Source organism: Pseudomonas sp. MF6394 (genome assembly GCF_002018845.1).
GTDB classification, from domain to species: domain Bacteria; phylum Pseudomonadota; class Gammaproteobacteria; order Pseudomonadales; family Pseudomonadaceae; genus Aquipseudomonas; species Aquipseudomonas lactis.
In genome coordinates this window covers 1-13394 of sequence record NZ_MVOJ01000062.1, presented here as the reverse complement: position 1 = coordinate 13394, position 13394 = coordinate 1, and the positions used below count along the sequence as shown (strand labels likewise).

Here is a 13394-nt window from a genome sequence, read left to right as displayed (position 1 = left end):
CCCCCCAAATCACTGGCGGATTACGGGCACACCGAGCCTAAGCGAGGTGCCGAGTGGTGGGGCAAGAGCCCTTTGGTTACTTTGGGGCTTTTCCAAAGTGACCCGCCGTCAGGGCGGAACCCTAAGTAGCCGTTACCGCAGCAATGGATATGCACACAATCCAACTGTGTTGACTGTCACACCGCCTTCGCGAGCAAGCCCGCTCCCACAGTGTCAAGCAGAGCACTCAGAACGCCAACTTGTACCCCACCGCCATCAACATCACCGCCAGGCACGGCCGCAATACCCCATCGGGAATCTTACCCGTCATATGGCTACCCACGTAGATCCCCGGCAACGACCCCATCAGCAAAAACCCCAGCAAATGCCAGTCCATATTCCCCATGCTGGCATGGCCCAGGCCCGCCACCAAGGTCAGAGGCACCGCATGGGCGATCTCGGTGCCAACCAGGCGCCGCGTGGCCAGGAACGGGTACAGAATAAACAACGCCACCGTGCCCAGAGCGCCAGCGCCGATCGAGGTCAGCGCCACCATGGTGCCGAGGATCGCACCTGTCACGACAGTGAGCACATTCAGATTGCGCGGGCGCAGATGATAGGAATCGCCAGCATGACGTTGGGCAAAAGCCAACAAGCTTTTCTTGAACAGGATCGCCAGGGCCGTCAGCAGCAATACCACGCCAAGGGCCTGCTTGATCACCGCATTCATCGCACTGGGGTCGGTGTGCAAGCTGGCCAGGAACCATAACGTCAGCAACACCGCCGGCACGCTGCCCAGGGTGAGCCAGCCGGTGATGGTCCAGTCGATGTTCTTGTTCTTGCTGTGTACCAGCACACCACCGGACTTGGTGATCGCGGCGTACAGCAGGTCGGTGCCCACCGCAGTGGCTGGGTTGATGCCAAACCACAGCAGGATCGGGGTCATCAGCGAACCGCCGCCCACCCCCGTCATGCCCACGATAAAACCCACGATCAGGCCGGCAACCACGAAACCAATATTACCTACATCCATTCCAGCTACCCGAGGCCTTATAAATTTCTGGCCGCAGGATAGCGATTTTTCTTATAACCACTTATACCGATGCGATCTGAGTTTATGCTTTTTTGGAAATCTTCACTTTTTTCGCAAAGCCCTGCATCCAATGGGCGGGCCTGGGCCGTAGTCATCAACGTAACCCTGCTGTTCTACCCAATGGAGAAACACCATGAACGCTAAAACACTGCTGTGCCTGTCCAGCTTGCTCCTCGCCGCACCGTCGGCGTTTGCCCAGGCGAGCCTGCCGGACAGCATCAAGGTGCCGGATGGCCACAAGGTGGCGATGCAAACCACCGGGGTCGGCGAAATCACCTATGAATGCCGCGACAAGGCCAATGCTGCCGGCCAGACCGAGTGGACCTTCGTCGGCCCCAAAGCCGTGTTGAACGACCGTAATGGCCAGCAGGTCGGCACCTACTTCGGCCCACCTGCCACGTGGCAGGCCAAGGACGGCTCGACCATCACCGGCACGCAATTGGCCGTGGCGCCGTCGAGCCCCGGTAACCTGCCCTATCAACTGGTCAAGGCCAACCCGGCCGAGGGCAAAGGTGCAATGAGTGGCGTGGCGTATATCCAGCGGGTTGCCCTCAAAGGCGGGGTCGCTCCCGCTACGCCATGCACCACCGCGAACAAAGGCGCCAAGGAAGTGGTGAAATACCAGGCGGACTACATCTTCTGGGCCGCCAACTGAGCAAACTCAGCTACGCTGGCCTTGTAGGCGCGAGCAACCTCGCGCCTACAAGGCGTAGACGTCTCCTCAGTGGCAGGAATTCTGGTTTGGCTGAACTCATCTTTGATTATGAAGTGTGCCTGTTAGCCTGCGCCCGCGGCGATCATCGCGCCCTGCACCAGCTCTATGAGCAGGACAGCAGCCGCTTGCTCGGTGTGGCGCTGCGCATTACCCGCAACAAGGCACTGGCCGAGGACATCGTGCATGACGCCTTTATCAAGATCTGGCACGGCGCACGCAGTTTCGACCCCTTGCGAGGTTCCGCACGGGGTTGGGTGTTCAGCGTGACTCGCCACCTGGCCCTGGACGTTGTACGCAGCGCCGCGCGTGACGTGCCACTGGACGATCAGTATGAACCGATGGCAGAGCCTGCCCAGACCGTTGAGTTTGCGGCACGCTCCGGGCAGATCCACCAGTGCCTGGAGCGGCTCGACCCGACACGCCGCACCTGCATCCTGCACGCCTATGTGGACGGTTACTCCCACAGCGAAATTGCGCAAAAACTCAGTACCCCGCTGGGTACCGTCAAAGCCTGGATCAAACGCAGCCTCGCCGCCTTGCGGGAGTGCATGGCATGAACGACAGCCTGGATGAACTGGCCAGTGAATACGTGCTGGGGACACTGCCCGCCGAACAGCGCGCTGAGGTGCAACAACGCCTGGCCCATGATGCGGCACTGCGTGCAGCGGTGGATGCCTGGGAGCAGCGTCTGTTGCCTCTGGTCGCGCTGGCACAACCGGTGCCGCCTTCGGCACAGCTGTGGCGGCGCATTGAACGCCGCATCAAAGCCCCCGAAACGAGCGTGGCGTGGTGGAACCTGCTGGCGTTCTGGCGCGGGCTTTCTGCCGCGGGCCTGATGGCAAGCGTGGTGCTGGCGGCTTTATTACTGACGCGCCCGCCCCTGCCCGCACCCAGCTTCGTGGTGGTGCTGATGGCGCCACAAAGCCAGGCACCTGGCTGGGTGGTGCAGGCCAGTGATAATCAGCAGATTCAGTTGATCCCACTGGGGGTGATGGAGATTCCCGCTGACAAAGCCCTGGAGTTCTGGACCAAGGGCGATGGCTGGCAGGGTCCCGTCTCCCTGGGGCTGGTCAAGCCGGGGCAGACCTTGTCGGTGCCGCTGGACAAGCTGCCGCCGCTGGCGCCGAACCAGTTGTTTGAACTGACGCTGGAAGGGCCCAATGGCTCGCCCACCGGCAAACCCACCGGGCCGATTCACGGGATCGGCCGCGCAGTCAAAGTGCTCTGATCACGAGAGGTTAGGTAGCCACACACGAAACCGCGCCCCGCCCAAGGGAGACGCCAAAGCCGTCAAAGTGCCGCCCTGGGCCTCAAGGGCGCGCCGGCTGATCGCCAGGCCCAGGCCAAAGCCACCGGTTGCGCGGTCGCGGCTACGGTCCAGGCGGTAGAACGGCTCGAAGATGCGCTCGCGCTGGTCCGCCGGTATGCCGATGCCATCGTCGTCCACCCAGATTTCACAGCCTTTGGGGCATACCCGCACGCCCACCTGGATGCGTTTGTCGCAGTAGCGCGTCGCATTGCGCAGCAGGTTCTGCAAGGCCCTGGCAGTCAGGCGCGGGTCGAGGCTGAAGCGCTCCACGGCGCAATCGAGCACCACATCGATGACGATATCGGGGTTCTCCAGCTCATCGTCGACGCTGCCCAACACGCTGTCGATAAACTCATCGAGCGCCACCTCTACCCGCTCGGGCAATTGCGCCGGGTTTTGCAGGCGGCTGTAAGACAGCAATTCCAGCACCAGCTCGTCCAGCTCCCGAATATGCGCCACCAGGCTTTGCAGGCGCTCGCGGCTGGCCGGGGGCAAGTCTTCGGAAAGCGCCAGGGCCAGCCCGAAATCCAGGCGGGTGAGCGGCGTGCGCAGTTCATGGGAGACCGCATTGAGCAAGTCGCGCTGCTGGTTCAAGAGGCGCTCGATATCGTCGGCCATGGTGTCGAACACCGCCGCCAGGCCACCGATGCTGGAGCTGGGTGCGAGCCCCGTACGCGCCTCCAGATGGCCCTTGCCCAATAGCGCGGCGGTACTTTTCAGGCGCTCCAGGTCACGCCAGTGCGGACGCAGCCACACCAGCAGACACGCCAGCAAGGCGGCGCCGACCAGCACGTTCATCGACCAGTACAACAGGTTCATGTCCAGCGGGTCTGGCGGCACGGTCAACTTGACCGCGAACTGCTGGTTGATCGGCGAACTGATTTCTTCCATCCAGCCCCACTCGCCCAGGCGGATCACTGGCTTGCCTTGCTCCAGTAGCTGTTCTTCCTCAGGGGTATAGCGGGCATCCTGGCGCAGCAACAGTTGCACCTTCAGCGGTGCAAAATCGTGGCTCAATTGGTCGGTCACCTGGGACCAGCGCTCCACCGGCGCCCGCTGGTACTGCTTGACCATGAGCTTTTGCAGGCCACGGGACTGTTCGATGTTGTAGTCCATGTAGCGGTGTTCGAACAGCTGGATCACCAGCTTGGGAATCAGGTAAATCGCCGCACTGTAAGTGACGATGGTGATCAGGTAGAGGCGCAGCAGTACGCGAAACATGCTTCAGCATTCCCACTCGGAACGGCTGAACAGGTACCCCTTGCCCCACACCGTCTTGATCTTGCGCGCCTCGCCCGCATGGTCGTCGAACTTGCGCCGCAGCTTGGAGATGGCCACGTCCACCGAACGGTCGGTGCCGTTGAACTCGATACCGCGCAGGCGTTGCAGGATCTGATCGCGGCTGAGCACTTCGCCGGCATGCCGGGCCAGCACCACCAGCAGGTTGTACTCACCGCTGGACAGCTCCACCGCCTGCTCGCGCCAGGTCACGGTGCGCTCGGACAAATCGATGCAGAGGTTGCCCATGACGATCTGGTCGCTGGCCACCTGGGGTTCGGACAGGCTGCTGCGCCGCAGCAATGTGCGCACCCGGGCCAGCAATACGCGCGGTTCGCAGGGTTTGGTCACGTAGTCGTCGGCGCCCATCTCCAGGCCCAGCACCTGGTCGTGGCTGTCATCGCGGGCGGTCAGCATCAGGATCGGCAGGCCCGCCGAATCGGCGCGCAGCAAGCGGCACACCTGCAGGCCGTCGAGGCCCGGCAGCATCAGGTCGAGGATCACCAGGTCCGGTGGGTTCAGGCGTGCGCGTTCACGGACATGGTCGCCACGGCTGAGCACGCTGACGTGGTAGCCATTGCGTTCCAGGTAGCTGGCAATCAGCTCGGAGAGTGCGGCGTCGTCTTCCACCAGGAGGATGTTGGGCATGGTGTTTCCAAATAATGCGGTTTGTTGGTGTGTTGCAGGATTGTGCAAGGATATACGCCCCCGGCGCCCTGCGCGCCGTACCTTACACTTCTTCACAGACCCGCTACACAGCTTCACAGCACCACGGCGCAGGTGCCCCTAGGATGCGCCAGTCAATATTGGGATAAGAGCATGTCGAAGAATCTATTTGCGCCGTTTTGCCTGTTGGCCCTCACACTGGCGCTGAGCGCGTGTGGTCAGTCGGCAGACGAGGCGCCACAAATGCCCCTGGCCAAAGTGCGGATCGAAACCCTGCAGGCCAAACCCCTCTCTATTACCAGCGAACTGAGCGGGCGCATCGCCGCACCGCGTATCGCCGAAGTCCGCGCGCGGGTCGCCGGGGTGGTCATGCAGCGGGTGTTTAACGAAGGCCACGACGTCAAGCAAGGCGACGTGTTGTTCCGTATTGACCCGGCGCCGTTCAAGGCCGACCTGGACAGTGCCCAGGCCAACCTGAGCAAGGCCGAGGCCAATGCGTTCCAGGCGCGCCTGCAAGAACAGCGCTACAGCCAACTGGTGGAAGGCAACGCCATCAGCGGCCAGGAATACGACAACGCCCGCGCCGCCTTGCGCCAAACCAACGCCGAAGTCGCCGCCAACAAAGCCGCCGTCGAGCGTGCCAAGCTGAATTTGGGCTATGCCACCGTAACCGCACCGATTTCCGGGCGCATCGGCCGCGCCCTGGTGACCGAAGGCGCGCTGGTCGGCCAGAACGAAGCCACGCCGCTGGCGCTTATTCAGCAACTGGACCCGATCCACGCCGACCTGACTCAATCTACCCGTGAGCTGAACGACCTACGCCGTGCGTTTCGTGCCGGCAGCCTGAAGCAGGTCGGCCAGGACCAGGCCAAGGCCACCTTGATCCAGGACGACGGCAGCCAGTACCCATTGCCGGGAAAATTGCTGTTTGCCGACATCAGCGTCGACCCGGGCACCGGGCAGATCATCCTGCGCAGCGAGTTCCCCAACCCGGACCTCGACCTGCTGCCGGGCAGCTTTGTGCGGGTGCGTGTCGAACAGGCCGTCGACAAGCAAGGCCTCAGCGTGCCGCAACGCGCCATTACCCGTGACAGCGCCGGTATCCCGATGGTGTTGCTGCTGGATGCCGAGCAGACCGTCAGCCAGCAACCGGTGGAACTGGGCGCGGTGGTCGACAATCGCTGGATCGTCACCAGTGGCCTCAAGCCCGGCGACCGCATCATCGTCGAGGGCCTGCAACATGCGCGCCCCGGTGAAAAAGTTGAAGTGGACGACAGCCCGCTCGTAAAGGAATAACCCGTCATGCCGCAGTTCTTTATTGACCGCCCGATCTTCGCCTGGGTGGTGGCTTTGTTCATCTTGCTGGCCGGTGCGCTGGCCATCCCGCAGTTGCCGGTGGCCCAGTACCCCAACGTCGCGCCGCCCAAGGTGGAAATCTACGCGGTGTACCCTGGCGCCTCGGCCCAGACCCTGGATGAGAGCGTGGTCAGCCTGATCGAGCAAGAGCTCAACGGCGCCGATCACCTGCTGTATTTCGAATCCCAGAGCAGCCTGGGTTCGGCGACCATTACCGCCACGTTCCAACCGGGCACCAACCCGGAAATGGCCCAGGTGGATGTGCAAAACCGCCTCAAGGCCGTGGAATCGCGCCTGCCCCAGGCCGTGACTCAGCAAGGCTTGCAGGTGGAAAAAGTCTCCGCCGGCTTCCTGCTGCTGGTCACATTGACCTCCAACGACGGCAAGCTCGACGACGTCGCGCTCAGTGATTACCTGGCGCGCAACGTGATGAACGAGCTCAAGCGCCTGGACGGGGTCGGCAAGGCCCAGTTGTACGGGGCCGAACGCGCCATGCGTATCTGGATCGACCCGCAGAAGCTGATCGGTTTCAACCTCACGCCGGCCGACGTCAACGCCGCGATCAGCGCCCAGAACGCCCAGGTCTCAGCGGGCAGCATCGGTGACCTGCCGGGTACCCACACCCAGGAAATCACCGCAGCGGTGCTGGTCAAGGGGCAACTGTCCACCCCGGCGGAGTTTGCCGACATCGTGCTCAAGGCCAACCCCGACGGCTCCACCGTGCGCATCGGCGATGTGGCGCGGGTGGAAGTCGGCAGCCAGGAGTACCAGTTCTCCACCCGCCTGAACGGCAAGCCGTCCACCGCCGTCAGCGTGCAACTGTCGCCCGGCGCTAATGCCTTGAGCACCGCAACGCTGGTGCGGGCGAAAATGGACGAGTTGTCGCGCTACTTCCCCGCCAATGTGGAATACAAGATTCCCTACGACACCTCGCCCTTCGTCAAGGTCTCGATCACCAAGGTGGTCTACACCTTGCTGGAGGCGATGGCGCTGGTGTTCGCGGTGATGTTCCTGTTCCTGCAGAACGTGCGCTACACCCTGATCCCCACGCTGGTAGTTCCGATTGCGCTGATGGGCACCTTCGCCACCATGTTGCTGCTGGGTTTCTCGATCAACGTATTGACGATGTTCGGCATGGTATTGGCCATCGGTATCCTGGTGGACGATGCCATCGTGGTGGTGGAAAACGTCGAGCGGATCATGGCCACCGAGGGCCTGTCGCCCAAGGACGCGACGAAGAAAGCCATGGGCCAGATCACCGGGGCCATCATCGGTATCACCCTGGTGCTGGTGGCGGTGTTCCTGCCGATGGCCTTCATGCCGGGTTCGGTGGGCGTGATCTACCAGCAGTTCTCGCTGTCGATGGCCACCTCGATCCTGTTCTCGGCGTTCCTGGCCCTGACCTTGACCCCGGCCCTGTGCGCCACCTTGCTCAAGCCGATTGCCAAGGGCGAGCACCATGCCAAGGGTGGTTTCTTTGGCTGGTTCAACCAGCGCTTTGACCAACTCACCAATCGTTATGAAGGTTGGGTGGCCTATGCCCTCAAGCGCAGCGGCCGTTACTTGCTGATCTACCTGGTATTAATAGTGGGCATGGGGGTGTTATTCAGCCGCCTGCCCTCCTCGTTCCTGCCGGTGGAAGACCAGGGTTACACCATCACGGATATCCAGTTGCCGCCGGGCGCCAGCAAAAACCGTACGGTGCAGGTGGCCGAACAGATCGAGGCGCATAACGCAGGCGAGCCTGGGGTGGGTGATACCACCATGATCATGGGTTTCAGCTTTTCCGGTTCCGGGCAAAACGCGGCGCTGGCGTTTACCACGCTCAAGGATTGGTCGGAACGTGGCAGTGATGACTCGGCTGCCTCGATTGCCGATCGCGCCAACATGGCCTTCAGCGAACTCAAGGACGCGATTGCCTACGCCGTTCTGCCGCCACCGGTAGACGGCCTGGGCACGTCCAGCGGTTTCGAGTTCCGCTTGCAGGACCGCGGTGGCGTCGGCCATGCCGGGTTGATGGCCGCCCGTACCGAATTGCTGGACGCTGCGGCGAAAAGCCCGATCCTGGCCAACGTGCGCGAAAGCGCCCTGGCCGAAGCACCGCAAGTGCAGCTGGAAGTGGACCGCAAGCAGGCTAATGCCCTGGGTGTGTCGTTTGCCGACGTAGGCAACGTGCTGTCCTCGGCGATCGGCTCGGCGTACATCAACGACTTCCCCAACCAGGGCCGTATGCAGCGCGTGGTGGTGCAGGCCGAAGGCGACCAGCGCAGCCAGGTGGCCGACCTGATGAAGATCCACGTGCGCAACAACGCCGGGAAGATGGTGCCGCTGTCAGCCTTCGTCCAAGCCAAGTGGACCCAGGGCCCGACGCAGTTGACCCGTTACAACGGCTACCCGGCCATCGCCATCAGCGGTGAAGCGGCGCCGGGGCACAGCACGGGCGAGGCCATGAACGAAATCCAGCGTTTGGTCAGCCAACTGCCTGCCGGGCTGGGCCAGGAATGGACGGGGTTGTCATTGCAGGAACGCTTGTCCGGCTCCCAGGCACCGCTGCTGTTGGGCCTGTCGTTGCTGATCGTGTTCCTGTGCCTGGCCGCGCTGTATGAAAGCTGGTCGATCCCTACCTCAGTGTTGCTGGTGGTGCCGCTGGGCGTGCTCGGTGCGGTGTTGGCCGTGAGCTTGCGCGGGATGCCCAACGACGTGTTCTTCAAGGTCGGCTTGATCACCATCATCGGCCTGTCGGCGAAGAACGCGATCCTGATCATCGAGTTCGCCAAGGACCTGTATGACCAGGGCGAAGACTTGATCGACGCCACCTTGAAGGCGGCGCGGTTGCGATTGCGGCCGATCATCATGACGTCCCTGGCGTTCATCCTCGGCGTGGTGCCCTTGGCAATTGCCACCGGGGCCAGCTCGGCCAGCCAACAGGCGATTGGTACCGGTGTGATTGGCGGGATGATCACGGCGACATTGGCGGTGGTGTTTGTGCCGGTGTTTTTTGTGGTGGTGATGAAGCTGGTGCGCAAGCGCCATAAACCAAACTGATCAACGCCGTAGCCAATGTAGTGGCTTGCAAGTTATAGCCGTGGACGGTAACCACGATGCGAAGCGAGCCGCTCTTGATCTTGATCTGCTCTTGATCTTAGGCGCCCCGTTAAACCACGCTGGCCGAACGCAGGCTTGAATTCGTGGGTAACCCGGCAGGACGCCGGGTTAGCCGCCCCGCGCCATGGATGGCGCGTGGCGGCGGCCCACGGATTCAAGCCTGCGTTCGGGCATACCGAGCCTAAGCGAGGTGCCGAGTGGTGGGGCAAGAGCGTTTTGCTTACTTTTGCGCTTTTCAAAAGTGAGCCGCTGTCAGAGCGGAACCCTAGGTGGCCGTTACCTAAATAACGGATATGTACCCGGTCCAACTGTGTTGACTGCCAGGCCGCCTTCGCGAGCAAGCCCGCTCCCACAGTTGGATTGTGGGGTGTCAGATAGATAGGCGTCAGCCGGAAGGCCGTCATCGCAGGCAAGCCAGCTCCCACAGGGTTATTGATTGCATTCATGATCAGGTACACCCGAATAAGCTATGGTGCTCACACATAGTTATCTGTGAGCCACCATGCCCTTCCTCGCCCGCACCCACCCTCGCCTCTCATCTGCCGCCGTACTGGGCCTGGCCGTCGGCCTCCTGGTGCCGGCCGACACCCTCGCCAGCAAAATCCTCATCGGTTGGAACGCCGGGGTCTGGACCTACCTTGTTCTAATGCTGTGGCTGACCATTCGCGCCAAGGCCGAGGACGTCAAGCGCATTGCCGAAGTCGAAGATGAAAACGCCGGCCTGGTACTGTTCATGGTGTGCATCGCCGCCATCGCCAGCCTGGCCACCATCACCTTCGAACTGGTGGGCAGCAAGGACCTGGCCCCTTCCGAACGCTTGCTGCACTACGGTTTTACCGGGCTGACGGTGATCGGCTCCTGGCTGCTGATCGGGGTGATTTTCAGCGTGCATTACGCCCGGCTCTATTACACCTGGCCAGGCAAGGAGCCCGCCCTGCGCTTTGCCGAGGGCTTACTCACCCCGAACTACTGGGATTTCCTGTATTTCTCCTTCACCATCGGCGTAGCAGTACAAACCTCGGATGTGGGCGTCGCCACCCGTGGCCTGCGCAAGGTGGTGCTGGGGCAGTCGTTGATCGGTTTCTTATTCAACACCGCCATTCTCGGCTTTTCGATCAACATCGCCGCCGGGTTGTTTGGCTAGACTGCACAAACCTTCTAGACGCCCCTCCCGGCGTCGGCCGCTAATAGCCCTTCACTTTCCGCCTCGGTGTTGTATGCCTGCGCACAATTGGATCGACCTGTCCCAGGACGCCGACACCGGCATCGAGACCCTGCGCGCGCATTTTGAAGGCCATGCGTATGACCCCCATTGGCACGACAGCTACCTGGTGGGCGTGACCGAACAAGGCGTGCAGCAATTCAACTGCCGGCGCATGCGCCATGACAGCGTGCCGGGGCAGGTGTTCCTGCTCGAGCCAGGGGAGCTCCACGACGGCAATGCCCCGACGGTCGACGGTTTCACTTACCGTATGCTCTACCTCGACCCTCAGTGGCTGGAGCGGGAAATCTGCAGTGTCTTCGAAGAAGCACCCGCCCATCATCAACTGAGTTTCGCCAGCACCCTGGCCAGCGATCCGCGCCTGGCCCTGGCCACCAGCCATGCGTTTCAGAGCTTGCATCACGGCGAGCTGCGGATCGTGCGGCAAAGCGCGCTGGATCACTTGTTGGAACGCCTCACCGGCCAGCTTTACTGGCGCATGCGCTACCGCGATGACCCGCGCTTGCCACAGGTGGCGCACAAGGCCCGGGAATACCTGCATGCCCATCTGCATCAGGACGTCGGCATGGATGAACTCGCGCAGGCTTGCGGCGTCGATCGCTTTCGCCTGAGCCGCGCCTTCAAGAGCGCCTTCGGCCTGCCACCCCACGCTTATCTGGTGCAACTGCGCCTGGCACGGGCCCGGTATTTATTGGCCAAGGGCGACCAACCGGCAGACGTGGCGATGGCCCTAGGTTTCGCTGACCAAAGTCATTTGGGCCGCTGGTTCATGCGTGCTTATGGGCTGACACCGGCCGCGTACCGCAAGTGCTGCACAAATCTTCAAGACCGGTAACGCGCGGGCTTGTGAAGATGGACGCTCTAAATGAGTCCGCCGGAGTCACCCGTCATGCTGTCCACATTCATACCTTTCATGCTGTTCGCCTTTGTCGCCTCCATCACCCCCGGCCCGACCAATATCCTGGTACTGAGCAACAGTGCACGGTACGGCTTGAGGGCGGCGGTCCCGATTATCTTCGGCGCCTGCGCGGGGGCGGCCGGGATCGTACTGCTGGTGGGTTGCGGTGTCGGCCAGTCGCTGGTGCATCTACCTAAGGTGCAAACCGCCATGCAATGGGCGGGCGTGGCCTGGTTGAGTTACCTGGCCTGGCAGATTTTCATTGCGCCGCCTCAGGCCGTTGAAGTGGACTCGACACAAAAACCCCTGGGGTTGATCGGCGCGGCCAGCCTGCAGTTGGTCAACCCCAAGACCTGGATGATGACCCTGGCGGTGGTCAGTGTGTTTGCCGGTGACGGGCCACAGCGGCAAAGCCAGGTGCTGTACTTATCGCTGGGATTTTTTCTGATCGCCATTCCCTGCCTGGCAACCTGGGCGCTGCTGGGGGTTGGATCTGCGCGGGTATTTCGTTCGCCCAAGGCAATGCAGCGCTTGAACCGGGGCATGGCGCTGTTGCTGCTGGCGGCGACTTGGCTGGGTGTGATGGTGTGAGTACGACCGGTCATCTACCTTTGTCCTACAAATTCTTGACGGCTTTCTTACTTTAGTGGTTTCCTGAAACCGGTTTCAGTGATTCCAATAAAAAGAAGGTCGATGACCATGAACACTTTTTCTGCCGCCCAGCGCAGCCGCGTGACCATGCTCGACGTCGCCGAGCGCGCGGGCGTATCCAAGGCCAGCGTGTCGCGCTTTATCGGCGATGACCGCGCCCTGCTCTCCGATGCCATCGCCCTGCGCATCGAACAGGCCATCGACGAACTCGGTTATCGCCCCAACCAGATGGCCCGTGGCCTCAAGCGTGGGCGCACGCGCCTGATCGGCATGTTGGTGGCGGATATCCGCAACCCCTACTCCATTGCGGTGATGCACGGCGTCGAAACCGCGTGTCGCCAGCACGGCTACAGCCTGGTGGTGTGCAACACCGACCGCGATGATGAGCAGGAGCGCCAACACCTGGCGGCGCTGCGCTCGTACAACATCGAAGGCTTGATCGTGAACACCCTGGGCCATCACCTCGACCAACTGCTGGAACTGCAACGGGAAATGCCCCTGGTGCTGGTGGACCGCAAGGTCGAGCCCTTGCACAGCGACCTGGTGGGCCTGGATAACCCGGCGGCAGTGCGTATGGCGATGGACCATCTGGAGAAGCAGGGTTACCGCGAGGTGCTGCTGGTGAGCGAGACCACCGACGGCACCAGTTCACGCTTGGAACGCCTGGCGAGTTTCAACATCGAGATTGCCCAGCGCCCGGCGTTGACAGGTGCCGTGGTTGAACTGGATGGCGAATTGGAAAACCGTCTGCAAGCCTTTCTCGCCAAACCCGGCCCCAAGGCACTGTTTTGCGCCAATGGCGTGGCGGCGCTGGCCTGCACCCGTGCGCTCAAGGCGCTGGGCTGCGACCTGTTCGCAGACGTGGGCTTGATCGCCCTGGATGACCTGGACTGGTACCCGCTGGTAGGTAGCGGCATCACCGCCCTCGCCCAACCGACGCAAGCGATTGGCGCCAGCGCCTTCGACTGCTTGCTCAAGCGCCTGCGCGGCGATACCGCCCCCACCCGCACCCTGGATTTTTTACCCGAGCTGATTATCCGCGGCTCGACTCAATCCCCTGTGGGAGCGGGCTTGCTCGCGAATGCGGTGTGTCAGCCGCTTCCAAGCTGACTGACACACCGC

At 62.2% G+C, this 13394-nt stretch carries 12 protein-coding genes; 9 read left to right on the top strand and 3 right to left on the bottom strand.

Annotated elements, in window-relative coordinates:
- Positions 1-226: 226 nt before the first annotated feature.
- Entirely contained in the window at positions 227-1012 is a 786-nt protein-coding gene (locus tag MF6394_RS32415) for a sulfite exporter TauE/SafE family protein (protein WP_003190943.1), read from the bottom strand.
- Positions 1013-1205: 193 nt separating this feature from the next.
- Here MF6394_RS32415 and MF6394_RS32410 point away from each other — a divergent pair, with 193 nt between their 5' ends.
- The 3 genes from MF6394_RS32410 (at position 1206) to MF6394_RS32400 (ending at position 3015) form a co-directional block, all read left to right on the top strand.
- Positions 1206-1727, top strand: a complete 522-nt coding sequence (locus MF6394_RS32410; RefSeq protein WP_078468278.1) for a DUF3455 domain-containing protein — start codon at positions 1206-1208, stop codon at positions 1725-1727.
- 86 nt (positions 1728-1813) lie between these two features.
- Positions 1814-2344, top strand: coding sequence for a sigma-70 family RNA polymerase sigma factor (locus tag MF6394_RS32405; protein ID WP_078468277.1), 531 nt, complete (start codon positions 1814-1816; stop codon positions 2342-2344).
- Positions 2341-3015 carry an anti-sigma factor gene (locus MF6394_RS32400; protein WP_078468276.1) on the top strand — a complete coding sequence of 225 codons (675 nt, stop codon included), beginning with the start codon at positions 2341-2343 and terminating at the stop codon, positions 3013-3015. Before MF6394_RS32405 ends, MF6394_RS32400 begins: the two co-directional genes overlap by 4 nt.
- Here the strand turns inward: MF6394_RS32400 and MF6394_RS32395 are convergent, their stop codons facing one another.
- The gene (locus MF6394_RS32395) at positions 3016-4317 is read right to left on the bottom strand and encodes an ATP-binding protein (RefSeq protein ID WP_078468275.1); all 1302 of its coding nucleotides are present in this window, start codon (positions 4315-4317) and stop codon (positions 3016-3018) included. It abuts the gene before it with no gap.
- 3 nt (positions 4318-4320) lie between these two features.
- Positions 4321-5022 carry a response regulator transcription factor gene (locus tag MF6394_RS32390; protein WP_003190934.1) on the bottom strand — a complete coding sequence of 234 codons (702 nt, stop codon included), beginning with the start codon at positions 5020-5022 and terminating at the stop codon, positions 4321-4323.
- A gap of 171 nt (positions 5023-5193) precedes the next feature.
- On the opposite strand from MF6394_RS32390, the gene MF6394_RS32385 reads away from it, so the two are divergent.
- The 6 genes from MF6394_RS32385 to MF6394_RS32355 all read left to right on the top strand — a co-directional run bounded on the left by MF6394_RS32385 (position 5194) and on the right by MF6394_RS32355 (position 13382).
- Complete coding sequence (locus MF6394_RS32385) at positions 5194-6336, top strand: efflux RND transporter periplasmic adaptor subunit (protein WP_078468274.1); 1143 nt, start codon at positions 5194-5196, stop codon at positions 6334-6336.
- A gap of 6 nt (positions 6337-6342) precedes the next feature.
- Positions 6343-9441, top strand: coding sequence for an efflux RND transporter permease subunit (locus MF6394_RS32380; protein ID WP_078468273.1), 3099 nt, complete (start codon positions 6343-6345; stop codon positions 9439-9441).
- Between the two features lie 562 nt (positions 9442-10003).
- A complete protein-coding gene (locus MF6394_RS32370) occupies positions 10004-10645 on the top strand; it encodes a DUF1345 domain-containing protein (RefSeq protein ID WP_069558968.1) in 642 nt (213 codons plus the stop codon).
- A gap of 73 nt (positions 10646-10718) precedes the next feature.
- Positions 10719-11558 (top strand): AraC family transcriptional regulator, encoded by an 840-nt coding sequence (locus MF6394_RS32365; RefSeq protein ID WP_069558967.1) that lies wholly within the window; start codon positions 10719-10721, stop codon positions 11556-11558.
- Positions 11559-11612: 54 nt separating this feature from the next.
- Positions 11613-12212 (top strand): LysE family translocator, encoded by a 600-nt coding sequence (locus MF6394_RS32360; protein ID WP_047710729.1) that lies wholly within the window; start codon positions 11613-11615, stop codon positions 12210-12212.
- Between the two features lie 108 nt (positions 12213-12320).
- Complete coding sequence (locus MF6394_RS32355; RefSeq protein WP_069558969.1) at positions 12321-13382, top strand: LacI family DNA-binding transcriptional regulator; 1062 nt, start codon at positions 12321-12323, stop codon at positions 13380-13382.
- Positions 13383-13394: the final 12 nt, after the last annotated feature.